Annotated in this window: 18 protein-coding genes and 1 riboswitch; of the genes, 11 read left to right on the top strand and 7 right to left on the bottom strand. The window is 68.7% G+C overall.

The annotated features are described in order from the left end of the window. Nucleotides 1-374 precede the first annotated feature (374 nt). The 5 genes from HHAL_RS09565 to HHAL_RS09585 all read left to right on the top strand — a co-directional run bounded on the left by HHAL_RS09565 (nt 375) and on the right by HHAL_RS09585 (nt 7,325). On the top strand, nt 375-566 hold the full coding sequence (locus tag HHAL_RS09565) for a hypothetical protein (RefSeq protein ID WP_041595162.1): 192 nt from the start codon (nt 375-377) through the stop codon (nt 564-566). Continuing rightward, complete coding sequence (locus tag HHAL_RS09570; protein WP_011814679.1) at nt 556-3,513, top strand: sensor histidine kinase; 2,958 nt, start codon at nt 556-558, stop codon at nt 3,511-3,513. Before HHAL_RS09565 ends, HHAL_RS09570 begins: the two co-directional genes overlap by 11 nt. A 5-nt stretch (nt 3,514-3,518) precedes the next feature. Further along, complete coding sequence (locus HHAL_RS09575) at nt 3,519-4,889, top strand: sigma-54-dependent transcriptional regulator (protein ID WP_011814680.1); 1,371 nt, start codon at nt 3,519-3,521, stop codon at nt 4,887-4,889. 167 nt (nt 4,890-5,056) lie between these two features. Further along, nucleotides 5,057-6,994: an acetate--CoA ligase gene (acs, locus tag HHAL_RS09580; protein ID WP_011814681.1), complete on the top strand. Its 1,938-nt coding sequence runs from the start codon at nt 5,057-5,059 to the stop codon at nt 6,992-6,994. A gap of 136 nt (nt 6,995-7,130) precedes the next feature. Further along, nucleotides 7,131-7,325 carry a hypothetical protein gene (locus tag HHAL_RS09585; RefSeq protein WP_011814682.1) on the top strand — a complete coding sequence of 65 codons (195 nt, stop codon included), beginning with the start codon at nt 7,131-7,133 and terminating at the stop codon, nt 7,323-7,325. A gap of 129 nt (nt 7,326-7,454) precedes the next feature. Here the strand turns inward: HHAL_RS09585 and HHAL_RS12750 are convergent, their stop codons facing one another. From HHAL_RS12750 to HHAL_RS09600, 3 genes are all read right to left on the bottom strand, one after another. Further along, nucleotides 7,455-8,054: a tetratricopeptide repeat protein gene (locus tag HHAL_RS12750; protein ID WP_011814683.1), complete on the bottom strand. Its 600-nt coding sequence runs from the start codon at nt 8,052-8,054 to the stop codon at nt 7,455-7,457. Then, a complete protein-coding gene (locus tag HHAL_RS09595; RefSeq protein WP_011814684.1) occupies nt 8,051-8,287 on the bottom strand; it encodes a hypothetical protein in 237 nt (78 codons plus the stop codon). The genes HHAL_RS12750 and HHAL_RS09595 overlap by 4 nt, the downstream gene beginning before the upstream one ends. A gap of 98 nt (nt 8,288-8,385) precedes the next feature. Next, complete coding sequence (locus HHAL_RS09600) at nt 8,386-10,677, bottom strand: sodium:solute symporter family transporter (protein ID WP_011814685.1); 2,292 nt, start codon at nt 10,675-10,677, stop codon at nt 8,386-8,388. A 277-nt stretch (nt 10,678-10,954) separates the two neighbouring features. On the opposite strand from HHAL_RS09600, the gene HHAL_RS09605 reads away from it, so the two are divergent. The 6 genes from HHAL_RS09605 to HHAL_RS09630 all read left to right on the top strand — a co-directional run bounded on the left by HHAL_RS09605 (nt 10,955) and on the right by HHAL_RS09630 (nt 19,444). Further along, nucleotides 10,955-12,877 (top strand): putative nucleotidyltransferase substrate binding domain-containing protein, encoded by a 1,923-nt coding sequence (locus tag HHAL_RS09605; RefSeq protein ID WP_011814686.1) that lies wholly within the window; start codon nt 10,955-10,957, stop codon nt 12,875-12,877. 83 nt (nt 12,878-12,960) lie between these two features. Next, nucleotides 12,961-13,338, top strand: a complete 378-nt coding sequence (locus HHAL_RS09610) for a response regulator transcription factor (RefSeq protein ID WP_011814687.1) — start codon at nt 12,961-12,963, stop codon at nt 13,336-13,338. Then, a complete protein-coding gene (locus HHAL_RS09615) occupies nt 13,338-15,461 on the top strand; it encodes a 3'-5' exonuclease (RefSeq protein ID WP_011814688.1) in 2,124 nt (707 codons plus the stop codon). The genes HHAL_RS09610 and HHAL_RS09615 overlap by 1 nt, the downstream gene beginning before the upstream one ends. A 1-nt stretch (nt 15,462) precedes the next feature. Continuing rightward, entirely contained in the window at nt 15,463-15,660 is a 198-nt protein-coding gene (locus HHAL_RS09620; protein WP_011814689.1) for a hypothetical protein, read from the top strand. Between the two features lie 5 nt (nt 15,661-15,665). Then, nucleotides 15,666-18,464 carry a sensor histidine kinase gene (locus HHAL_RS09625; RefSeq protein ID WP_011814690.1) on the top strand — a complete coding sequence of 933 codons (2,799 nt, stop codon included), beginning with the start codon at nt 15,666-15,668 and terminating at the stop codon, nt 18,462-18,464. Continuing rightward, on the top strand, nt 18,461-19,444 hold the full coding sequence (locus HHAL_RS09630) for a hydrolase (protein WP_011814691.1): 984 nt from the start codon (nt 18,461-18,463) through the stop codon (nt 19,442-19,444). The genes HHAL_RS09625 and HHAL_RS09630 overlap by 4 nt, the downstream gene beginning before the upstream one ends. 13 nt (nt 19,445-19,457) lie before the next feature. Here the strand turns inward: HHAL_RS09630 and HHAL_RS09635 are convergent, their stop codons facing one another. The 4 genes from HHAL_RS09635 to HHAL_RS09650 form a co-directional block, all read right to left on the bottom strand. After that, nucleotides 19,458-21,539, bottom strand: a complete 2,082-nt coding sequence (locus HHAL_RS09635) for a TonB-dependent receptor domain-containing protein (protein WP_011814692.1) — start codon at nt 21,537-21,539, stop codon at nt 19,458-19,460. Between the two features lie 129 nt (nt 21,540-21,668). Next, a riboswitch (cobalamin riboswitch) is annotated at nt 21,669-21,913 on the bottom strand. Between the two features lie 106 nt (nt 21,914-22,019). After that, nucleotides 22,020-23,468, bottom strand: a complete 1,449-nt coding sequence (locus HHAL_RS09640; protein WP_420842051.1) for a cobyric acid synthase — start codon at nt 23,466-23,468, stop codon at nt 22,020-22,022. Next, nucleotides 23,465-24,073, bottom strand: coding sequence for a cob(I)yrinic acid a,c-diamide adenosyltransferase (gene cobO, locus HHAL_RS09645; RefSeq protein WP_011814694.1), 609 nt, complete (start codon nt 24,071-24,073; stop codon nt 23,465-23,467). Before cobO ends, HHAL_RS09640 begins: the two co-directional genes overlap by 4 nt. A 61-nt stretch (nt 24,074-24,134) precedes the next feature. After that, a complete protein-coding gene (locus HHAL_RS09650) occupies nt 24,135-25,397 on the bottom strand; it encodes a cobyrinic acid a,c-diamide synthase CobB (protein WP_041595618.1) in 1,263 nt (420 codons plus the stop codon). Nucleotides 25,398-25,417 lie beyond the last annotated feature (20 nt).

Genomic DNA, 25,417 nt, shown 5'->3' on the forward strand with positions numbered 1-25,417 from the left:
GACGTTATTGCAACCGGTGTTGCAGGTCTGAGATGAGCGTACCCCAAAGGCCTCTCGCCAAGTAAGGCTTCACGTGGTGGGAGTCCAGATCGATGGACAGGTGCACGCTATAACCTCAGCTTCTTCCGAAGTCCCTCCAGTGGGTTAGCCCTAAGGGCGGGATGCACGAGCACCCAGCCCGCGACAACGAACCGCATCACACCCTGGGGACACGGGACACACCGATGGGTATTCGGTTACCCCCAACGCGATAGATTCCAGGCTCAGCGCCTTGCCGGAGCCGCGGCGATAGCCCCCCCCTGACGGCAGCGTGCTACTTTCCGTAACATAACGAGCGCGCTGCACGCGCAGGCGCCATCTGGAGGGAATCCCCGTTGCGTTATGGACCCGGACCTGCCGCCGGCAGCGTGGCGCTGTTCTTGTTGGTGCTCTTCCTGCTGGCCACGCCGTTCACCGACTGGTGGATGGAGGCCCGGCCGCCGTGGTACGTCCCGTACCTCGGCTGGGCGGTGGTGATCGCATTGGGTGGCTGGTTGATCGAACGGGGAACCGGGCGTGACCTTTGACCTGCTCACCCTCTTCCTGGTGGGCGTCGTCTACCTGGGGCTGCTCTTCGTCATCGCCTTCGCCGTGGACCGGCGCTGGTTCCCGCGCAGCGTGGTCCGCCATCCGGTCTTCTATGTCTTCGCTCTGGGGGTCTACGCCACCACCTGGAGCTACTACGGCTCGGTAGGCTTCGCCGACGAAAACGGCCTGATCTTTGCCACCATCTACCTGGGCGTCACCGCGGCCTTCCTGCTCACGCCGGTGCTCCTCGCCCCCCTGCTGCGCCTGACCAGCAACCAACAGCTGACCTCGGTGGCCGACGTCTTCGCCTTCCGCTTCTCCAGCCAGTTCGCCGGCATTCTGGTCACCGCCATCATGCTCGCCGGCATCCTGCCGTACATCGCCCTGCAGATCCGCGCCGTGGCCGAGTCGACCCTGGTCCTGACCGGCGGGGGCCACGATCCTCGGCCGCTGGCCCTGGCCTTCTGCCTGATCGTGACGGTGTTCGCCATCATCTTCGGTGCCCGGCACGTCACCCCGCGGGTCAAGCACACCGGGCTGGTCGTCGCTATCGGCCTGGAGAGCCTGGTCAAACTGGGTGCCCTGCTGATGGTGGCCTGGGTCGCCGTCGACCTAGCCTTCGACGGCCCGGCGGGGCTGTCGGCGTGGCTCAGCGAGAACCCGCAACAGCTGGACGACTTCTACCAGCCGGCGCTGGAGGGCCCGTGGCTCAGCCTGCTGACCCTGACCTTCGCCGCCGCCTTCCTGCTGCCACGCCAGTTCCACATCCTGTTCACCGAGAACCTCTCGCCGCGCAGCCTCACCCGGGCCAGCTGGGCCTTCCCGCTGATCCTCCTGCTGCTGGCCCTGGCCGTCCCGCCGATCCTCTGGTCCGGCACGGCGCTGAACACGGACACCGCCCCGGAGTACTACGTGCTGGGACTGGCGGCCCTGTCCGGCTCGGAGCCGCTGACCCTGCTGGTCTATCTGGGCGGCATCTCGGCGGCGACAGCGATGATTGTCGTCTCGACCCTGGCGCTGTCGTCGATGACGCTCAACCACCTGGTGATGCCGCTGATCAAGTCGCTGCCGCACCAGGAGCCGGACCTTTACGCCACGCTGCGCTGGACCCGGCGATTCCTGATCACCATGCTCATCGTCTTCGGGTTCACCTTCTACGAGCTGCTCGACCGCACCGAGGGCCTGGTTGAGTGGGGGCTGATGTCCTTCCTGGCCATGGCCCAGTTTCTGCCCGGGATCATCGGCGTCCTCTACTGGCAGCGCGCCACCGTCTACGGCTTTGTGGCGGGCCTGCTCGGCGGCTCGCTGATCTGGCTGGACACCATCCTGCTGCCGGCGCTGGCCGGCACCGAGCCGTTCTTCCTGCTCGGCTTCCCCCAGGCCCGGGAGAGCGCGACCGAAATCTACGGCATCGCCACCTTCTGGTCCCTGGCCCTGAACGGCCTGCTGTTCGTCGGGGTCTCGCTGTTCACCCCCCAGCGCTCCGCGGAGCGGCAGGCCGCCGAGGTCTGTCGGGATCAGACGGCAGCCATCGCGCCGGGGACGCTGCAGGCCGCCTCGCCGTCGCAGTTCGTGATCCAGCTGGCGCCGGTCACCGGTGAAGAGGCGGCCCGCCAGGAGGTGGACAAGGCCCTGCACGACCTGGGGCTGGCCTGGAGCGAGAACCGTCCCGACCAGCTCCGCGCCCTGCGCGATCAGGTCGAGCGCAATCTCTCCGGCATGATGGGACCGATGCTCGCGCGCATGATCGTCGACAAGCGGCTGCAGCTCGACCGCACGGCCCGTACCGCGCTGGCCCACAACATCCGCCAGATCGAGGAGCGCCTGGAGTCCTCGCGCAACCGCTTCCGGGGCCTCGCCGCGGAACTCGACCGGCTGCGCCGCTACCACCGCCAGATCCTCGAGGACCTCCCCCTGGGCGTCGTGGCGGTGACCGCCCACGGCCGCGTGGTGCGCTGGAACACCGCCATGCAGGGCCTGTCCGGGATCTCGGCGAACACCGCGCTGGGCTCGCGGATCTGTGACCTCCATCCCCCGTGGGATCAGCTGCTGAACCGGTTCCTGACCATCGAGCAACCGCAGCACCAGGAGCAGTTCCCGCAGCCCGGCGGCGAGCAGCGCTGGCTGTCGCTGCACAAGACGTGCATCCGCGAGTCCGGCCGCGGCCGGACCGGCGACACCCTGATGATCATCGAGGACATCACCCACATCCGCCGCCTGGAGCGCGAGCTGGCCCACAGCGAACGACTGGCCTCCATCGGCCGCCTGGCTGCGGGCGTGGCCCACGAGATCGGCAACCCGGTCACCGGCATCGACTCCCTGGCGCAGAACCTGCGCCACGAGTCCGATCCACAGCTCCTGCGCGAGAGCGTCGACGAGATCCTGGAACAGACGCGGCGGATCAATAACATCGTGCAGACGCTGATCGGCTACGCCCACGCCGGCAACACCGACGAGCGCACGCCGGACCCGGTGCCGCTCAGCGAGACCGTCGAGGAGGCGCGCCGGCTGGTCCAGTTAAGCAAGCGTGGTCAGGACCTGGAGATCGACAACCAGCTCTGGCCCGAACTCCAGGTCCGCGGTGATCGGCAACGGCTGGCCCAGGTCTTCGTCAACCTCTTCTCGAACACCGCCGATGCCTGCGGCCCCGGCGGACGGATCGCGATCTCGGCCCGCCGCTACGGCGATCGCGTGCAGATCCGGGTGGTGGACAACGGCCCGGGCATCCCGGCCGAGCTGGTCGACAAGGTGATGGAGCCGTTCTACACCACCAAGCCGGTGGGCCAGGGCACCGGACTCGGGCTGCCGCTGGTCTACAACATCGTCAGTGAACAGGGGGGCGAGTTTTCGATCACGGCCGACAACGGGGGCACCACAGCCTGGATCACCCTGCCGGTACTCGACCCCGCGCCGCCGACCGAGCGCGCCGAGAGCAAGGAGGAGTAACCCCAATGGCCGACCTGCTGCTACTCGAGGACGAAGCCGTTATCCGCAAGGCCTTGGACCGGCTGCTGAGCCGTCACGGGTACAGCGTCCACCAGGCCGACTCCCTGGAGCAGGCCCAAGAGCGCTGGAACCTGGACGCCTTCGACCTGATCCTCGCGGATATGCGGCTGCCCGGCGAGCCCGGCACCGAGGCCATCGGGCGCACCGCAGCGCCGGTGATCATCATGACCAGCTACGCCAGCGTGCAGTCGGCGGTGGAGGCGATGCGCCAGGGGGCAGCCGACTACATCGCCAAGCCCTTTGACCACGACGAACTGTTGCTGCTCGTCGAACGCACCCTCAAGGAGGGCCGCCTGCAGCGGCAGAATGCGGCGCTGAAGGCCCATATCGAGCGCGATTACCCGGTCACCGGGATTGTCGGCAACTGCGAGGCGATGCAGAAGGTCTTCGAGCGCATCCGCAAGGTCGCCCCGACCGACACCTCGGTCCTGATCCTGGGCGAATCGGGCACCGGCAAGGAGCTGGTGGCCCGGGCGTTACACGAGCAAAGCGAGCGCCACGAGGGTCCGCTGGTGGCGGTCAACTGCGCGGCGATCCCCGACGGGCTGATCGAGGCGGAGCTCTTCGGCCATGAGCGGGGCGCATTCACCGGGGCCGTGGGCGCCCGCGCCGGGCTGGTGGAATCCGCCGACGGCGGCACCCTGTTCCTTGACGAGATCGGCGAACTGCCTCAGCAGGCGCAGGGGCGACTGCTGCGCGTGCTGCAGGAGGGGGAGATCCGGCGCATCGGTTCGACCCACGCCCGACGGGTCAACATCCGCCTGGTGGCCGCCACCCACCGCGACCTCAAGAGCCTCGCCAGCGCCGGTGAGTTCCGCGAGGATCTGTTCTTCCGCATCAACGTCATGGAGATCCGCCTGCCCCCGGTCCGCGAACGCGAGGCGGACATCCCGGAACTCGCGCGCTTCCTGCTCGAAAAGGCGTGCCAAAGGCTCAACCGCGCACCCCTGGAGCTCTCCCGGGCGGCCATCGACGCCATGACGGCCTACCCGTGGCCCGGCAACGTGCGCGAGATGGAGAACACCATCGAGCGGGCCGTAATCCTCAGCGAGGGCAGCACCATCTCTCCGGACATGCTGGGCCTGCCGGCCGGCGAAAGCGCCCCGTCCGGCACCACGAGCGGCCCCACCGCCGAGGCCGACGCAGGCCCGCGTCAGGACCTGTCCCTGGAGGACTATTTCCGCCAGTATGTGCTTACCCATCAGGACCACATGACGGAGACCGCCCTGGCCCGTGGGCTGGGCATCAGCCGCAAGGCGCTGTGGGAGAAACGGCAGCGCCACGGGATCCCGCGGCCGGGTAACAACCGGACCTAACGTGTTACCTTTCGACACACCTGGAAGCGACGGGACGTGCAACCTCGTAACACTCTGCTCTGCTATCCTCCCCGCGTGACCGGAGCGCCGGAGCGCGGGCACTTACGGCCGGGTCGTCGCCAGGAGACGGCCCGCTTGACCGATCAGAAATCCGGGAGGAGAGAACGATGTCGGAGACCAAGGTGTATCCCGTCCCCGAGACGATCCAGCGGGACGCTCATCTGAACTTCGAGCAGTACCAGGAGATGTACAACCGCTCGATCCAGGATCCCGAGGGGTTCTGGTCGGAGCAGGCCGACAAGTTCCTGGACTGGTTCAGCAAGTGGGGCACCACTTGCCACTGGGATCTGGCCAAGGGCGACATCCGCTTCTTCGAGGGCGGGACGCTGAACGTGGCCTACAACTGCGTGGATCGCCACCTGGAGACCCGGGGTGATCAGACCGCCATCATCTGGGAGGGCGACGAACCGGACCAGGATGAGCACATCACCTACCGCGACCTGTACGAGCGCGTCGGTCGCCTGGCCAACGCCCTCAAGGCCCGCGGCGTCAAGAAGGGCGATCGCGTCTGCATCTACCTGCCGATGGTGCCCGAGGCGGCGGTGGCCATGCTCGCCTGCGCCCGCATCGGTGCCGTTCACTCCATCGTGTTCGGCGGCTTCTCGCCGGAGGCGCTGCGCGACCGGATCCAGGACGCCGACGCCGAGGTGGTGATCACCTCCGACGAGGGCGTCCGTGGCGGTCGCAGCATTCCGCTCAAGGCCAACACCGACAAGGCCCTGGAGGGGTGCCCCAACGTCAAGACGGTCTTCGTGGTCCGCCGCACCGGCGGCGACATCGCCTGGAACGACGGGCGTGACGTCTGGTTCCACGAGGCCTGTGCCGAGGCCTCGCCGGACTGCCCGCCGGAGCACATGGACGCCGAGGACCCGCTGTTCATCCTCTACACCTCCGGCTCCACCGGCAAGCCGAAGGGCGTTCAGCACAGCACCGCCGGCTACCTGCTCGGCACCGCCATGACCCACAAGTACATCTTCGACTACCAGGATGGCGAGGTGTACTGGTGCACCGCCGACGTGGGCTGGGTCACGGGCCACTCCTACATCGTCTACGGCCCTCTGGCCAACGGCGCCAAGACTCTGATGTTCGAAGGCGTGCCCACCTACCCCGACGCCGGGCGTTTCTGGCAGGTGGTGGACAAGCACGAGGTCTCGATCTTCTACACCGCGCCGACGGCCATCCGCGCGCTGATGGGCCAGGGCGACGACCACGTGAAGAAGACCTCGCGCAAGAGCCTGCGCATCCTCGGCACCGTGGGCGAGCCGATCAACCCCGAGGCGTGGGAGTGGTACTACCACACCATTGGCGAAGACCGCTGCCCCATCGTCGACACCTGGTGGCAGACCGAGACCGGCTCCATCCTCATCGCGCCGCTGCCCGGCGCCATGGACCTCAAGCCCGGTTCCGCCACCCTGCCCTTCTTCGGTGTCGAGCCGCAGCTGGTCGACGACAAGGGCAACGTCCTGGAGGGCGCCACCAACGGCAACCTGGTGATCAACCGCGCCTGGCCCAGCATGATGCGCACCATCTACGGCGACCACGAGCGCTTCTTCAACACCTATCTGGCCGCCTATCCGGGCAAGTACTTCACCGGTGACGGCGCTCGCCGTGACGAGGACGGCTACTACTGGATCACCGGCCGGGTCGACGACGTCATCAACGTCTCGGGTCACCGCATGGGCACCGCCGAGGTCGAAAGCGCCCTGGTGCTCCACGACAAGGTGAGTGAGGCCGCGGTGGTGGGCTACCCCCACGACGTCAAGGGCCAGGGCATCTACGCCTACGTCACCCTGATGGCCGGCGAGGAGCCGAGCGACGAGCTCAAGCAGGAGCTGGTCAAACTCTGCATCCAGGAGATCGGCCCCATCGCCAAGCCGGACATCATCCAGTTCGCGCCGGGGCTGCCGAAGACCCGCTCGGGCAAGATCATGCGCCGGATCCTGCGCAAGGTCGCCTCGAACGAGCTCGACAGCCTGGGCGACACCAGCACGCTGGCCGACCCGACAGTGGTCGATACCCTGATCGAGGATCGGGCCAACCAGTAGACGGGGTACGGACGAGGCCGGGAGACCGGCCTCGTCCCCCGGATGTGCGTTTCCGCATCGCGTGTTTGAGGGTTCAGGGTTCGGTCGATGGGCATTCGACCCCCTGTGTACGGATCACCGACAACCAGAGAGCCTCATGTCACCCTGGATCTATTTCCTCGTCACATTGGCGATTGCCTGGCACGGGCTGACCTACAAGGACCCGGAAGGCGATCACCCGACGGTGCACCTGCTTTTCGGCTGCATCGCGCTGATCTTCGCGATGCGCTTTCTCTTCGTGGACATCCTGGGGCTGCCGATCCTCGGCGTCGCACCGCTGGACGCGGGCTGAGCTGAGCTCCGGGGGCCACGGACCATCCCACAGGCCGCTTGTCTGCCCTTGCAATGAGGGTAAGCGGGGTGAACACCCCGCCCGGCGGGATCCGCAGCGGTCAAGACCGCACCAAGACGACGCCCTCGCCTAATCGGGGCGCTGGGTGTAGGCCCTCTGCTGGCTGTCTTTTTCCGGGTCGGAGAGCTTACGCTCATCTTCCGGCAGCGCCAGCTGCTCCTCGAGGTAGTCAGCGCGTTCCGAGATGCTCGGCTGGCCGTCCGGTCCCATGTGGAAGAAGCGGGTCAACCACCCCGGGCCGTCATCCACCGCCTCGTCCAGTTCCGCCGCCTTACGGTAGTCCGCAAGCGCCTGCTCGTGTTCACCGAGCCGGTCGTAGGCGATCCCGCGGTTGGCGTAGGCGCCGGCGAACTCCGGATCGATCAGTTCGATGAACCGGTCGTACACGTGGATGGCGCGTTCCAGCTCGCCTAGCTCAAGCAGCGTCGTGGCCTTGCCCAGGTGAGCGTAACGGTGCTCCGGCGCCTCCTCCAGCGCCCGGGTGTACTGCTCCAGGGCGCGATCGTAGCGCCGATCCTGGAGGGCGCGATCGCCGGCGATGGTCTTGACATCGCCCGGCCCCCGATCCGGTGCCACCCCCTGATACAGGGCGTAGCCCAGCGGCAGGAGCGCCGCCACGATGGCGATGGCCACCCAGGTCCGGTACCCCCGCTCGGTAATCTTGATCATTGCAACACACCTAACGTTGCCGAATTCAGGAAGAAAGAGAACACCGGCAGGATGACGGTGGCCAGCACACGGGCCCGCCGTTTCTGCCCGGCCAGTTCCTCTTCAGACAACTCCCGGTCCAGTTTCCGCTGCAGCCGCCGCACGCTCAACACCCAGATCCACTGACTGACCGGATAGAAGAGAATGACGACCAGCAGAACGACCCAGAACAGGAATTGGGTTGTGGGATCCATATCGCTCGCTCGAATGAAACCGCTTGAAGGGAGGGGCGCAGGGGGCCGGAACGACCCCCTGCGCTACCCGGTTGCAGTGGTCGATGACCACCGACCCGTTACGGACGGCTCACGTCGTAGCGGGCCTTGCCCTGATCCTCGTCGAAGAGGACCTCGATTTCCTTCTCGGGCACGGTGCTCATCTCACACTTGTAGCAGGTGAACCACATCATGTAGATACCGATCACCCACCACAGCAGCTGCCAGACCACGATGGACGGCAGGCCGAGGAACCACCAGGTATCGGGGTTGGTCGGATCACCGAAGACCCAGTTGCCCAGCAGGGCGCCCGGACCGAAGGCGAAGATCCACCAGCCGATGACGATGGTGAAGGCGATCGGGATCAGGTGGCGCTTCTCGGCCGGCAGTGACGCATGCTCGCGAAGGAAGGCGTGCACCGTCATGCGGTGATCGTAGTCTTCCTTGTTGTTCTGCGTCATCGCCGAGACGACCACGGCCACCAGGGCGTTAAGCACCAGGCCCCACCCGGCAGAGTGGATGGTCAGCGGCCAACGGCCCCAGGGCACGTCGACGCCCGCCGCCGCCAGCAGGTCGATGCCGATGTTCTCGGTCATCAGCACGGCAACGATGCCAACGCCCAGCCCCCAGACCACACCCGGACGGGTAAGCCAGGGGAAGAAGCAGATGGCGGCCAGCGGCACCCACATCTGCGTACCCATGGCGGTGGCCAGACCGCCGAGCAGCACCAGGGCGTCGGTGGTCACCGTCGCCACGGTCAGGGCCGCAAGCACCAGGATGGTGACGAAGACCCGGCCCGCCACCACCTGGGCCTGGTTGCTGGCACTGGGCATGATGTAGCGACGCAGCAGGTCACGGGTAAACATGCCACTGGTGGTGGACATGTACGCCGCGCCGGTGGACTGCATGGCCGCCAGGGCACAGACCGCCAGCAGGGCCGCCAGCCACGGCGCCGCCGCCTCCAGCATGTTCAGCAGCTGGGGCACAAGCTCGCTGTCACCGCCCCGATCCAGGGACAGGTCCAGCCAGGCCCGCTCGAGATCGCCCGGCAGAGCTGCCAGCCAGTCCGGATCCATGTTGCGCGGATCCTCACCGATGGACAGCGCCGCCAGACCGGCCGCGATGACCTGCTCGACCTCCTGACGACTGAGTTCCGGATGCTCGGCCTGGATCATGCCGCGCTGCATGACCGCGGTGGGTACCAGCGGGCTGAGATCCATGCCGTCCAGGGACTCGCCGGCGTCCAGGCGCTCGCGCACCTCGTCCACCAGCCCTTGGTGCTCCTCGGAGGCCTCGAACAGCGTCCGGTACTCGGCCAGCTGCTCACCGTGCTCGTCGGAGAAGATGTCCTTGGCGAACTCGGTGTTGGCCCCCAGGCCGTGGGTGGCCATCGCCTGGATCGCCAGGAAGGTGAACATCAGGGCACCGACGCCCACCGGGGACATCCAGGTCTGTTGCGGCGCAAACGGACGCGGGTTCTGGTTCGAGAACGCCCACATGGTGAACGACGGGGAGGCCATGATGCCGCCCAGCGCCAGCATGTAGGTGATGTTCATGACGCCGGTCCAGACACCGCCCTGGGCGTTGGCCGCGGCACCGACCCACTGGATGGCACCCGGGATGGCGACATAGCCACTGGCACCGCTATCCCCCGGCACCATGCCCGGCGAGACCTCACCCGCACCACCGGTGGCGGTCTCCCACTCGACCAGGCCGGCAATCACGTGCGTGAAGTTGTTCCAGCCGCCGATGTAGTAGAGCGTCACGACGCCGATGACGAAGATGCCCACAATGAGCAAAACAGCCTGCGCCGCGTCCACGTACGCCACGGCGCGCAGACCGCCCGAGGCCACGTAGAACAGCACCACCGCGGACAGCAGCCACATGCCGATCTCGACGCCCATCCAGCCGTCGGTGAGCACGTGGAACAGGAAGCCCGAGGCGCGCAGCTGAATCCCCAGGTACGGCACTGCGAAGATCAGCGCCACAATGAGGATCAGGATGCGGATCGAGTCCGTCCGGAAGTAGTCCGCGAACATCTCGCCCGGCGTGACGTAACCCCAACGCTTGCCAATCATCCATTGGCGCTTGAGGAACAGCATGCCGGTGAACGGGATGCAGATGGAGTAGAACGAGGCGTAGGCGTACTGCAGGCCGTCCTCGTAGATCAGGCCCGGGTGTCCTACGAACGTCCACCCTGAGAACGATGTGGCCGTTGCCGCCAGTATGAAGACCCACATACTGACGGAGCGCCCGGCCACGAAGTAGTCGCTGGCTGTGCGCGACCAAAGGTATCCCTTGATACCCCAGAAGATGCAGTAGCCCCAGTACAGGCCTACAAACACCAACAGCCATATGGCCATAGCTGACATTCGTGTCTCCCCCTCACATTTCTTGAGTTATGAGGTGTTGCAATCCCCCCGCAGGGGTCGGCGGTCTCTAGCGAAAACCGTGCCACCCGCCCCAGAGCGCTTAACCCACTGATGGGCCTTGGCCCCGCAGCACGACCATGCGTCCACGCGTTACCTTCGGTAACAAGCCACGTTCCCAGGGGTAACACCAGTGGGTAACACCCGCGCAGCGGTTTGTCTCTGCCGCCGGGGTTGGGCATGATCAAAGCGAGCAGACCCCCGCACAGGAGAAGCGCCGATGGCCGCCGGAGCGAACAGCCCCGGGGAGCAAAACCCGTCCGCCGACACGCTGGACGTCGGTCGCCTGGCCGAGAACGAGGTCTTCCGCAACCTTGATGAACAGTTACTGCGCGCACTGCTGGCGCGTGGCAGGGTTCATCACCTGGAAAGCGGCGACGTGCTCTTCCACCTCGGCGACCCGGACCGCGACACCCTCTATATTCTCTACGAGGGGCGGGTCGAGCTGCGCGACGCCCACAACGTGGTCACCGTCCGCGAGCCGGTGACCCTGCTCGGGCTGTCGAGCTACTTCGACGACGAGCCCTACACCCTCACCGCCCGGGCCACCCGGCCGTCGCTGGTGGTCGGCATCCCCTTCGAGGATGTGCGCACCCTCGAGCGCGAACACCCGCCCCTGGCCGACGCCTTGAGCCGCATTATCGCCGACCGGATCCGCGCCAACTCCTGGCAGCATCGCGGCAGCCCCACCGGTGCCCTGTCGCAGCCGGCGCGCACCGCCATGTCCACGCCGCTGACCTACCAGCAGCCGGACTGCAGCCTGGGCGAAGCCTTCCGCTTCATGGACGAACGCAAGATCGGCAGCATCGGCGTGCTCGACGAGGCCGGCGGTCTGGTCGGCCTGGCCACGCTGCGCACCATCGGTCGCGCCATCTTCACCCGGGGGCTGACCCCCGAAGCCTCCATCGTCGAGGCCGCCGAGCGGATCACCGCCATCGGCCCCGAGACGCCGCTATCCGAGGCCAAGGACATCCAGGCGCGGGAGAACGTCAAGTACCTGGTGGTCATGGACGGCACACGGCCGGTGGGCATGCTCTCGCAGTCGAACATGCTCCAGGCGATCATGGCCCAGCAGACCGTCATGCGCGAGCGCATCAACCGGGCCACCAGCATGTCGGAGCTGCAGCAACTCGCCGGCGAGGTGGGTTACGTGGCGCGCGAAGCCTGGAACAACAACCGCGAGGCCAGCCGCGCCACCTATCTACTGAGCGAATTCCACCTGCAGCTCCAGCGCCGCTGCATCGACCTGGTGGTGGATGAACTCCGCAGCGAAGGCTGGGGCGAGGCGCCGCGTCCCTACGCCCTGCTGATCCTCGGTTCGCTGGCGCGCCGCGAGGCGCTGATCAACCCGGACCAGGACAACGCCATGATCATCGGCGACTGTCCCCGGGGCGGCGACGACCCCCGCCCCCTGGACGAAACCGAGGCGGAGTGGTTCGCCACCTTCGCCGAGCGAGTGAACATCCGCCTCGACGAGCTCGGCTACGAGTGGTGCAAGGGCGATATCATGGCCCGCAACCCGGAGTACCGTCACCCGCTGGAGCGCTGGCGGCAACAGTTCCGCTACATGGCCCGGCACCCGAACAGCACCTCGGCGCGCTGGTGCAACATCTTCCTCGACTTCGAGCTGCTCTACGGCGAACAGGGCCTGGTGACCGAGCTCTGGGACTTCGTCCTGGCCACCCTCAAGGAACAGCCCAAGCTATTGCGCTTTATGACCGGTGATGACGCCGAGGGCCAGCCGGCGGTGGGGCTGTTCAACCGGCTGATCCGCTCGCGCCGCGGCGACAATGGCAACGGCTGCGTGGACATCAAGCGCAAGGGGCTGCGCATCATCGCCAACGGGGCGCGCATCTATGCCCTTTCGGCCAGTGTGCGCGAAACCAACACCGTGGCCCGGCTCAAGGGCCTTCGCCGCGAGGGCGTGCTGACCAGCGAGATGGTCGACTCGGTCCTCACCGGCCACGAAGAGCTGCTCGATCTGCTGCTGACCCACCAGATCGAACAGCATCAGGCGGGCACCGCTCCGGACAAGTACATCGACCCCGAGGAGCTGGACGACCTGACCCGCCAGTCCCTGGCGACGAGCATGAAAGCGGTCAAGCGCTTCCAGGACCGCGTACAAGGCGTCTTCGGCCTTTAGAATAAGGGCGTGCGCCGCCGACGCCAGGCGTGTCGACGGCGACCGAGATCCGGCCCAATAACCGAGAGGAGGCGGCCACGAAGATGAGCCAAGAGATCCTGATCGTGGACGATGAGGACAACATCGTCCTGTCCCTGGAGTTCCTGATGAAGCAGGCCGGTTTCGAGGTGCGCACCGCCCAGGACGGCGAGCAGGCCATCGAAGCCCTCGAGGCACGCATCCCGGACCTGGTCCTGCTCGACGTGATGATGCCCCGCAAGGACGGCTACGAGGTCTGCCAGGAGATCCGTCAGCGCAGCGAGTGGGCGCACCTGCCGGTGGTCATGCTGACCGCCAAGGGACGTGACGTGGAGCGCGAGAAAGGACTGGCCATGGGCGCCGACGACTACATCACCAAACCGTTCTCAACCCAGGAGGTGGTGGAAACGGTCCAGCACATCCTCGCCAACGGGGCACAGTAATGGCCAGCGCCATGGCACGTCGCCGGTTGAAATTCTGGGCACCGGCGCTGGTCCTGCTGCTGCTGATCGCCGCTGCCCTGGCCACCGTCGGCTACCTGACCCTGGGACACGTTCCCGAGGGACCGGAGCGCGCCAATGCGCTGCTCGCCCTGGGAGGCGCCGGCGCGGTGCTCATCGGCGCCACCGTGGCCATCTGGATCCTCCTGGACGCCACCGTCATCCGCCCCCTGGGCGCGCTGGCCCGCGGGGCGTCGATCATGGCCCACTCGAACCCGGCCCACGAACTGGAGATCCCGAGCATGCACCTGCTCGGCGAGCTCCCGGAGAGCCTACAGACGCTGGGCAGCAACCTCTATGAGACCCGGCGCGAAGTGGCCAAGGCCCTGGGCTCCGGCGCCCAGGGGGTCGAGAACCAGAAGACGCGGCTGGAGATCGTTCTGCGCGAGATCCAGCAGGGGGTCATCGTCTGCGACACCGAGGGCCGGGTGCTGCTCTACAACCCGGCCGCCGGCGAGATCCTGCGCAGTGATGCACTGGGTCTGGGGCGCTCCATCTACGACGTGCTGGCCCGCTCGGCGGTGGACCACACCCTGGAGATGCTCCAACACCGCCTGGCCATCGCCGACGACCACACCGTGGCGGAAAACCGCGCCGAATTCGTCTGCGCGACGGTGGATGACGGCGCCCTGCTGCACTGCCGGATGAGCCTGCTCCCCTCCTCCAGCCCCCTGCGCTCGGGGTTCGTGCTGACCATCGAGGACATCACCCGCAAGATTGAAGGCGTAGCCCGCCGCGACCACGCCCTGCGCACCGCCGTGGAGGCCCTGCGCCCGCCGCTGGCGAACCTGCGCGCCGCCGCCGAGAGCCTCGGCCAGGGCGACGAGGCCATGGCCCGCGAGCAGCGCCAGTCGTTCGAGACGCTCATGGTCCACGAAAGCCGGGAGCTGAGCCGACGCTTCGAGCGCATGGCCCGGGAGACCCACCGACTCGTCTCGGCCCCCTGGACCATGGCGGACATCAGCAGCGCGGACCTATTGGCCAGCGTCCTGCGCCGCCACCCGGAGGGATTGCCGAAGGTCGAGGTGGTCGGCATCCCGCTGTGGATGCACGCCGAGAGCCACTCCATCGGCCTGGTACTGGAGCACATGCTGCGCCACCTGCGCGGCGAACTCGGCATCGAGCAGATCCGCGCCGAGCCCCTGATGGGGGATCAGCGGGTGTATCTGGATCTCTCCTGGCAGGGCCCACCGATCCCGCCGGATCAGCTCGAGACGTGGCTGGACGAGGAGCTGCCCGAGGCCACCGGGCAACTGACCCCGCGCGGGGTGCTGGAGCGCCACGACAGCGTCGCCTGGAGCCAGATACAACCTCGCTGCGAAGGACGCGCCCTGCTGCGCATCCCGGTGCCGCTATCGCGGCGCCAGTGGGAGCAGCCCGGCGAGCGCCTGCCACCGCGGCCGGAGTTCTACGACTTCTCGCTGGCCGACCAGGCCGCCGATCAGGGCGAGCTGCTCGATCGCCCCCTGGCCCAGCTATCATTCGTCATCTTCGATACCGAGACCACCGGACTGGCCCCCTCGGAAGGCGACGAGATCATCTCCATCGCCGGGGTACGCATGGTCAATGGCCGCATCCTCGAGGGCGAGTGCTTCGAGCAGCTGGTCAACCCCGGGCGGCCGATCCCCAAAGCGTCGATCAAGTTCCACGGCATCCGCGACGAGATGGTCGCCGACAAGCCGGGGATCGCCACGGTGCTGCCGCAGTTCAGCGCCTTCGTCGGCGATTCCGTGCTGGTCGCCCATAACGCCGCCTTCGACATGAAGTTCATCCGCCTCAAGGAAGGTCAGTGCGGCCTGAAGTTCGAAAACCCGGTGCTCGACACCCTGCTGCTGTCGGTCTTCCTGCACGATCACACCCCTGAGCACACCCTGGAGGCCATCGCCAACCGCCTGGGGGTGGAGATCAGCGGCCGCCACACGGCGCTGGGCGACACCCTGGTCACCGGCGAGATCTTCGCGCAGATGCTGCCGCTGCTCGAGGAGCGCGGCGTCACCACCCTGCGCGATGCGATCAACGCCTCCGAACAGATGGTCGAGGTCCGCAAGCAGCAGGCCCAGTTCTAACGTGACGGGACGGCGCAGTGAACGACTCATCGCCCTGGCCCTGCTGGGGATGGTGCTGTTCAACTATCCGGTGCTATCGCTGTTCGCAGTGGACGGCAAGGTGCTGGGGATGCCGGTGTTCTACGCCTACTTCTTCACCGTCTGGGCCGGCCTGATCGCGGCGGTGGCCCGGCTCAACCGGGCCACCGCCCAGGGGTAAGCGCGGTGCTGCCGGCGTGGACCATCCTGCTGGTTTCGGCGCTCTACGTCGGGCTCCTGTTCGCCGTCGCCTATACGGCGGACAAGCTCGGCGATCGCGGCCTGTCGCTGGTCAACAACCCGTACGTCTACACCCTGTCCATCGCCGTCTACTGCACGGCCTGGACCTTCTACGGCAGCGTCGGCCTGGCGGCCGAACAAGGGCTGGCCTTCCTGACCATCTACCTCGGCCCGACCCTGATGGCCATCGTCTGGTGGGTGGTGCTGCGCAAGATCGTGCGCATCAGCAAGCTCTACCGGCTCACCTCCATCGCCGATTTCATCGCCGCCCGTTACGGCAAGAGCATGCTCCTCGGCGGCCTGGCGGCATTCATCGCCCTAGTCGGCACCACCCCGTACATCGCGCTGCAACTCCAGGCGGTCTCCTCGAGCTTCGACGTCCTGCTCCATTTCCCGGACATGGAGGCGGTCCAGGCGGGCAGTGCCGGGCTTCTGGACGACAAGGCGCTCTACGTGGCGGCCCTCCTGGCCCTGTTCACCATCCTCTTCGGCACCCGCCACATCGACGCCACCGAACGCCTGGAGGGCATGGTGGTGGCGGTGGCCTTCGAGTCGGTGGTCAAGCTGGTCGCCTTCCTGGCGGTCGGGATCTTCGTCACCTTCGTCCTCTTTGCCGGGCCCGTGGAGCTCTTCCGCGAGGCAGCGGCCTCGCCGGCCATCGCGGAGCTCGGCCTGCTCACCGGACTACCCGGCGGCTACCAGAACTGGATCGCCATGCTGGCGCTCTCGGCCCTGGCGATCCTCTTCCTGCCGCGGCAATGGCAGGTCAGCGTGGTGGAGAACGTCAACGAGGACCACATCCGCACGGCCTCCTGGCTCTTCCCGCTCTATCTACTGGTCATCAACCTGTTCGTCCTGCCCGTGGCCCTGGCGGGGCTGCTGTTCTTCGGCGACGAGATCCCCGGCGACGACTACGTGCTGGCCCTGCCCCTGGCCGTCGATCAGGGGCTGCTCGGCCTGCTGGTCTACATCGGCGGCTTCTCGGCGGCCACCGGCATGGTGATCGTCGCCACCATCGCCGTGGCCATCATGGTCAGCAATGACATTGTGACCCCGGCGCTGCTGCGCCTGCGCCGCTTTCACGCCCGGGGGCGCCACGATCTGTCGAGGCTGATCGTCACCATCCGGCGCCTGGTGATCTGCGCGATCCTCGCCCTCGGCTACGCCTACTACCTGCTCATCGCCGACACCCACGCCCTGGTCTCCATCGGGCTGATCTCCTTTGCCGCGGTGGCGCAGTTCGCGCCGGCGGTCCTGCTCGGGCTGTTCTGGAAGGGGGCGAGCCGGCGCGGCGCCCTGGCCGGGCTGGTGGCCGGGTTCCTGCTCTGGGCGTACACCCTGCTGCTGCCTTCGCTGGCCGAGGCGGGGCTGCTCGGCGAGCGGCTGCTCACCGACGGCCCGTGGGGCATTGAATGGCTGCACCCCTACGGCCTGTTCGGTATGGAGGGCATGGACCCCATCGCCCACGCCTTCTTCTGGACCCTGCTGGCCAACCTCGGGCTGCTCCTCGGTGTCTCGCTGTTCGATCGCCAGGGCGACATGGAACGCATCCAGGCCACGCTGTTCGTCGACGTCTTCCTGCGCTCGGAGCGCGACGCCCGCTTCTGGGAGGGCACCGCCACCGTCGGCGACTTGCAGGACCTGCTCGGCCGCTTCCTCGGCCCGGAGCGGGCCGCCGGGGTCATCCGTGAGTACGGCGCCCACCGCGGACGTCCGCTGGATGAGGCCGAGCAGGCACAGCCCGAGCTGGTCAATCAGGTCGAGCGCCTGCTCGCCGGCTCCATCGGCTCCGCCTCGGCCCGGGTGATGGTGGCCTCCATCGTCAAGGGCGAGGCGCTCTCCTACGAGGGGGTCATGGAGATCCTCGACGCCACCTCGCGGGCCATCGAGTACTCGCGGCGGCTGGAGGAGAAATCCCACGCCCTGGAGAGCGCCACCGAGGAGCTGCGCGCCGCCAACGAGCGGCTCAAGGAGCTGGACCAGCTCAAGGACGAGTTCGTCTCCATGGTCAGCCACGAGCTGCGCACGCCGCTGACCTCGATCCGCGCCTTCGGCGAGATCCTACTCAACAACCCGGAGATGGACGCCGATCAGCGCCGCGAGTTCCTGGAGGTGGTCGTCCGCGAGAGCGAGCGGCTGACCCGGCTGATCAACCAGGTACTGGACCTGTCCAAGATCGAGAGCGGCTCGGCCCAGTGGCAGCTGGAGGACGTGGATCTCTCGCGCCTGGCCCGGGAGGCGGCGGAGTCCACCCAGCAGCTGTTCACCGACCGGCAGACGCAGCTGCACATCGAGATCGCCAGCGACGACAACGCCATCAAGGGCGATCCGGACCGCCTGATGCAACTGATCATCAACCTCCTGTCCAACGCCGCCAAGTTCACCGAGCCCGGCGAGGGGCAGGTGTGGCTGCGCCTGGAGAAGGGCCGCGGCGACACCCTGCGCCTGTCGGTCACGGATAACGGACCGGGGATCAGTGCCGAGGATCAGCGGCGGATCTTCGACAAGTTCCACCAGATCTCTCAGCAGCAGGCCGGCAAGCCCAAGGGCAGCGGCCTGGGGCTGGCCATCTGCCGGCTGATCGCCGACGCCCACTGGGGCACGCTCTGGGTCGACAGCGAGCCCGGCGCCGGCGCCAGCTTCGTCTGCAAGCTGCCCCGCGCCGGCGGCGAGCACTGCAACGTCACCGGGTACGTGGCGTTCTCCGAGCGCGGCCCGGCACCCCCTGAGGAGGAGCCGTCGTGACCCGCCCCGAGGCCGCCGCCTTCCGACCCGCCTGGTGGCTGCCCGGCCGCCACGCCCAGACCGTCTTCCCGGCGCTGCTGCGCACCCCGCCCCGGCCGCCGCTGACCCCGGAGGTCTTCGAACTGCCCGACGGCGACTTCCTGGAGCTGGCCTGGGGACCGCCCGGCCAGGGGCTCGCGATCATCGGCCACGGGCTCGGGGGGAGCAGCGACTCGGCCTACGTCCGCGGGGTGGTGGCCGAGCTGGCCCGACGCGGCATCGGCTCGGTGGTGATGCAGTCGCGGGGGGCCGGGCGGCACCCCAACCGCCATCGGCGTTCGTACCACGCGGCCGCCTGGGACGATCTGGAGGCCGTGGTCGCCGGCCTGGCCGAGCGCGACCCCCACCGCCCCCTGGCGGTGGTGGGTTTCTCGCTGAGCGGCTCGATGCTGCTCAACTGGCTGGCCGAGCGCGGTGACACCCCGGTGGCACGGGCGGTGGCCGTCTCGGTGCCGTTCGAGCTGGACCGCTGCGCCGACGCCCTGGAGCGGGGCTTCGCGCGTGTCTACCAGGCGTACCTGCTGCGCCGGTTGCGGGTCATGGCCGCGAACAAGTTTGCCGCCCGGGACGACAGCCCCGTCCCGGCGGAGCGGATCCGGCGCATCCGCCGCCTGCGCGAGTTCGACAACCTGCTCACCGCGCCCCTGCACGGCTTCCGCGACAGCGCCGACTACTACCGGCGCGCCAGCTGCCGGCAGCGGCTCAGCGCCATCCGCCAGCCGACCGCCCTCCTCCACGCCGCGGACGACCCCTTCGTGCCGCCGGAGACGATCGCGGAGACCGCCGAGCTCGGCCCGGGTGTCACCCTGGAGCTGCAGCGCCACGGCGGGCACGTCGGTTTCGTCGAGGGGCGCCAGCCCGGACGCCCGGGCTACTGGCTGGACGGGCGGATTGCCGACCTCCTCGAGGCGGCCCTGGGCAACCCGCCCGCCGGCGGCTAGCCCGGCACCCGGCTCAAAAGCGCAGGGTGCCGGTCACCCGAACGTCCCGGCCGGGCTCGTCGCGAATCTGCCACTCGTCGTTCTCCTCCACCGCCAGGGAGGTGTGCTCGGCGTACTGCTCGTCGAAGAGGTTGTTCACCGCCAGCGCCAGGGTCAGGCGGTCGTCGGCCCACGGCTGCCACTCGGCCTGCACGTCGTGGAGTTGGTAGCCGTCGCGCTCCGGCTCGTCGTCGGGGACGTCGGTGTGATCCCCCACCCAGGTGAGCGTGTAGCCCAGGGTCAGGGTCTCGTGGGCCGCCCAGCGCTGATCGAAGACCAGACGGTCACCGCCGCCCCCACCCAGGCGCCGGATCACCCCCACCGGGTCGCCGTCGTCGTCCACGGCCTCGGCGCTGAGGAACGAAAGCCGGGCGTCGTAGGGGCCCACGCCCCAGGCGGCGCGCAGTTCGTAGCCGCGCAGGCGGACCGGATCGGGGCGGTTGCGGACGCCCCCAACCAGCGGGGCGTCCTCATCCCAGAACGCGTCATGTCGCCTATCGGGCGGCAGGTTGTGCTGGTGCGGTGTGCCCCACGGGTCATCCCGCTCAACACTGTTTTTGATCCGCGTCTCGAAGAGCGTCGCCTCGAAGTCGAAGCGGTCCCGGGCCGTGATCAGATCCCGCCCCTGGTAGCGCAGGCCGCCCTCGCGCCGGCGGGACTCCTCGGCCTCGAACGGCTCGCCGTCATTCAGATTGGTCTCTTCGTCGTCGATGTAGGCCAGCCAGCCGATCGGCAGGATCCCGGCGCCACTGACCGCCTCGCCGTAGCCGGCGAAGGCGGTCCACCCGGCAGTCAGGTCGTACTCCGCACTGAAGTTGGGCGAGACGGCATCGCCTTGGAGGGTCTCCTCCTGCAGGTCGGTGACATAGTCGTCGTAACGCAGCCCGGCGGAGAGGCGCAACCGCTCCCAGGCCATGCGGTTCTGCACGAAGGCGCCGAAGTTGCGCGACTGGTGACTGAGCCTCGAGCCGCCTCCGTGGGGGTCGCTGCGCCCGTCCTCGGTGTAGTAGTCGAAACCGGCGGTGAGCCGGTGACGGGTCGGCCCGGCGTCCAGGGTGAAGGTGTTGCGCAGGTCGCCGCCTTGCTCGACGGCGCGGGTGGTGGTGTTGTCGTCCTGGCGTTCCAGGCGGTTGTCGTTGCGGTAGACCCGGGCCTGCCAGTCCACGTGGGGGTCGGCCGGGCGGTAGCGGTGCTCGGCGGTCCAGGTGTCGCGGCGCTGCTCCTGGCCCACCGGGTCTTGGCGTGTCGTCTCGCTCGGATCACCGAAGTCACTGCCCCAGGAGCCGTAATGGTGATCCCCCTCGAAGGTGTTGCGCTGCACGCCGAGACGCAGCTGATGGCCCGATGCCGGCACGCGGCTGATGCGCGCCAGGTAGTCGCGATCGCGCCCGCCGGAGTACGGCATGGTGTCGCCGCCGCCGACCCGGTAGTCGTCCCGGTTGACCGCACCGATATGGGCCAGGGCGCCCCAGTCGCCGCCCAGCCGGCCGAAGGCGGTGGCCGAGCCGCGCTCGGCCTCGTCGGCGCTGGCGTAGCCGGCGCGCAGGCGGGCCCCAGTCTCTTCGTCGGGGTCGAGCAGATCCTGGGCGTCCACCGTCTCGAAGCGCACCGAACCGCCCAGCGCACCGGGGCCCTGGTCCGCCGCCGGACGCGGGTCGAGATCGGCCGCCCGCAGCAGATCCGGGTCCAGACCGGTGAGGCCGCCGCGGTGCTGGTGGAGGTCCCGCCCCTGGCGGGCCCCGTCCACGGTGACGTTGAGGTTGTTGGACTCGACACCGCGCAGGTAGAGCCGCTGCGCGTTGCGGCTGCCACCGCCGACCCCGGCCGAGGCCTCGCCGCGGAAGATCTCGGCGCTGCTCGAGGCCTGGCGGCGCTGCAGGGCTTCGCTGGCCACGCCGCGGCCCAGGGGATCGCCGCCGGCCTCGATGCGCACCGGCGAGAGGCTGGTGGAGGACGCGTGCTCATCGCCCTCCTCCGCGGCCCCGGCCGGTACCGAGACCGCCGCAGCCAGCAGGGCGCCTAACAGGCGCACAGCCGTTGGTTCATGGGTGTTCATGGTCAGCGCTCCTCGTCTTGCGACGGGCGCTGGCGACTTCTGCTGGGGGAGGCCCGACGACGAAACGCCGCCGCGCCAGAAGGCGGGTCAGACCGACTGTTGCCCCCCAGGCGCGCCGCCCGCACGCCGTTTCATGGGTTGCTGTGGGCCGGTCTCCGGGCTCGTGGGGGGCGCTGGACGCGCCGGTGCGGACCGCCTTCCCACGAGGGCCGCCGGATGACGGCTGTCTCGCAGTGGCCTGTGATCCGCAGGCCCCACCTACCGTTGCGGGGGCAGCGCCGGCTTCACTGCAGCGAGGCAGCTGGACCGGACTTCCCGTTTAACCCGCCGACGATCCGATCTCGCCGACGGGCACCCACATCGAAGGGGCGGAGTCTAGGCGGGCCGAACGGGCGGTTGCAAATCGATGAGCCGGACAGTTCGTCGCAGCAGACAGTCCTCGTACCCCCGTCGGGGAGGAACCACGGACGGGACGAGCGCCTAGGTCGACGGCCGCGCAGGTACGCCCAGCGCCTTTAACCAGCCCGGCTCGAGGGCCTGCTCCAGGGTGTCGGCGAGCCGGTCCAGCTCCGCCTCGATGCGCGCCTGCTCGTCGCCGCCCTCGCCCTCCAGGGCGAACCACTCCACCAGCAGGGCACGGCGGAACGGTCCGCTGTCGAACAGCCGGTGGAGGTAGCTGCCGAGCACGCGACCGTCATCGGAGCGCGCCACGAAGGGGAAGAGCCCCTCTTGGGCGCCGGTTACGCCGTGGTGGATCTCGTAGCCGGTGACCGCCACGGGCGCCGGCCACTCGGCGTGGCCGTGCACCTCGGCGAGCTGCTTGGTCGGCGCCAGACGGGTGTGCACCGGCAGCAGACCCAGCCCCGGTGCGCTGCCGCCGCCCTCGACGCCTTCCGGGTCTTCGATGCCCTCGCCGAGCATCTGCAGCCCGCCGCAGAGGCCGACCACCCGACCCCCATAGCGGCAGTGGCGATAGAGCGCCTCGGCCATGCCCGACTCGCGCAGCCAGGCCAGATCCGAGAAGACGTGCTTGGACCCGGGCAGGACGATGAGATCGGCGCCGTCGAGCTCCCGGGGCTGGCGGGCGAAGCGAACGTGCACCCCGGACTCGGCGTCCAGGGCGTCGAGATCGTCGTGGTTGCTCATCCGCGGATAGGCCACCGCCACCACTTGCAGGGCGCCGCCGGAGCCGCGCGGCCCGGCCATCCGGTACGGGGCATCCTCCTCGGGCAAGTGCAGATCGGGCACGGCGGGGACGACGCCGATCACCGGCACCCCGCCCCGGGCCTCCAGCTGGGCTGGCGCCTCGCCGAGGAGTTCGGGGCTACCGCGGAAACGGTTGATGATCAGCGCCTCCACCCGGCGCCGGTCGGCGTCGTCGAGCCACTCCAGGGTGCCGAGCAGGGAGGCGAAGACCCCGCCGCGATCGATGTCGCCGACCAGCCAGACCGGCACATCGGCCGCCTCGGCAAAGCCCATGTTGGCGATATCCCCCTGGCGCAGGTTGGGCTCCGCCGGCGAACCCGCCCCCTCCACCAGCACCACGTCGTAGGCGGCGCACAGGCGCTGGAAGGACTCGAGCACCGGCGGCAGCAGCGGCTGGCGGGCCTCGCGGAAGGCGCGCGCCTCCAGCCGCCCGGTGACGTGGCCCTGGACCACCACCTGGGCGGTGCGCTCGGCCTCGGGCTTGAGTAGCACCGGGTTCATGTCGGTGTGCGCCGGCAGCCCAGCAGCCAGGGCCTGAAGCCACTGACCGCGCCCGATCTCGCCACCGTCGGCGGTGACCGCCGCATTGTTGCTCATGTTCTGCGGCTTGAACGGCGCCACGCGGACGCCGTGGCGGGCGAGCAGCCGGCACAGCCCCGCCACCAGCGCCGTCTTGCCGGCGCCGGAGCAGGTGCCCTGGAGCATCAGGGTGCGGGCTCTCACCACTCGATCCCCGGCTGGGCGCGGACCCCGGCCTCGAAGGCGTGACGGGCCGAGGCGATCTCGCTGACCGTATCCGCGGCGTCGATCAGCGGCTGCGGGGCGTAGCGCCCGGTGACTACCACGTGCTGCCCGTAGGGCCGCCGGGACAGATCATCGAGCACCTCGCCAAGCTCCAGGTACTCGTAGCGCAGGACGGTGCACAGCTCGTCGAGCACCACCAGCGACGGGCCCTGCTCGCACAACCACCCCCGGGCAGCCCGCCAGGCTGCCTGGGCCGCCGCCACATCCCGCTCGCGATCGGCGGTCTCCCAGGTGAAGCCCTCGCCCATCACCTGCCAGTCCACCCCGGGCTGATCGCGGAAGAAGGCCTCTTCGCCGGTGGCCTGCCGTCCCTTGATGAACTGCATCACTCCGGCCGTGCGGCCGTGACCGAGGGTACGCGCGACCATCCCCAGCGCCGAGGAGCTCTTGCCCTTCCCGGAACCGGTGAGCACCAGCAGCACACCCCGATCCTGCTGGGCGCGGGACCGGCGCTCTTCCATCACCGCTCTCTTGCGCTCCATGCGCGCGGCGTGGCGTTGCGGATCCTTCGCATCTTCACGCATCGCTTCTCTCACCTCCTTACCTTCGGGGGACCACCGGGCACCGGCGGCAGATCGACGTAGCCTAACGACTGAACAGGCCGGCGACGACCTCGGGAGCCGAGGGGAAATAGGCGTGGAAGTAGGTGGCCGTCAGCGACCCGACCCGATAGACCGCCTCGGCCGGGCTGCCACTGCGCCGGGTGGTAGACTCCGCCGGCTCCAGGGCGGTCTCCAGCCGGGAGTGGTGGAAGGTGTGGCCGCGCAGCTCGCCGTCCGGTCGCGCCAGGCTCTGCAGGCCGATCCCGGTCAGGCGACCGGCCATCTCGACGCGCCCGGGCAACAGCCCAAGCATCGGGTGCGTCACCCCCTCGCCGTCCACCAGGGACTCGGCGCAGTACATCAGCCCGCCGCACTCGGCGAGGATCGGCTTGCCGGCCTGGTGGTGCGCGTGGATCGCCGCCCACAGCCCGCTGTTGGCAGCCAGGGTGGCGGCGTGGAGCTCCGGGTAACCGCCGGGTAGCCACAGGGCGTCACAGGCCGGCAGCGCAGTGTCGTGCAGCGGCGAGAACGGCACCACCTCCGCCCCCATCGCTTCGAGCAGCTCCAGATTGCCACGGTAGATGAAGGCGAAGGCCGCATCCCGGGCCACGGCGATCCGCTGACCGACCAGCCGTCGCGGCGGTGGCGGCAACGGATCGGCCTCCAGGGTGACCGCCGGGGGCAGTGCACCGAGCCCGGCATCGGCCAGCACGGCCGCTGCCGCATCCAGACGCGCATCCAGGTCGGCCACCTCGTCGGCCTGGACCAGCCCCAGATGGCGATCGGGCAGATGCATGGCGTCGTCGCGGGGCACCGCCCCCAACCAGGCCACCCCCTCGGGCAGACTGCCGGCGAGCATGCGCGCGTGGCCAGGGCTGCCCACCCGGTTGGCGATGGCGCCGATCACCTGCACATCCGCGCGGTGCCGGGCCAACCCACCGACCACGGCGCCGAAGGTCTCGGCCATGGCGCGGGCGTCGATCACCAGCGCCACCGGCAGACCGGCCAACGCCGCCAAGTCGGCACTGGAAGGGTCCCCGTCGAACAGCCCCATGGACCCCTCCACCAGCACCACGTCGGCCTCGCGGGCCGCGGCGGCCAGGCGGTCGCGGCACTCGGCAGCCCCGGTCATCCACGGGTGGAGCTGATACACCGGAGCCCCGGAGGCCCGTTCCTGGATCATCGGATCCAGGTAGTCCGGCCCGTGCTTGAACACCCGCACCCGCCGTCCGGCGTTGCGGTGCAGCCGGGCCAGGGCTGCCGTGATCATCGACTTGCCCTGCCCCGAGCCGGGCGCGGCGAGCATCAGCGCGGGCGTGCCCACGG

The organism is Halorhodospira halophila SL1 (assembly GCF_000015585.1).
GTDB classification, from domain to species: domain Bacteria; phylum Pseudomonadota; class Gammaproteobacteria; order Nitrococcales; family Halorhodospiraceae; genus Halorhodospira; species Halorhodospira halophila.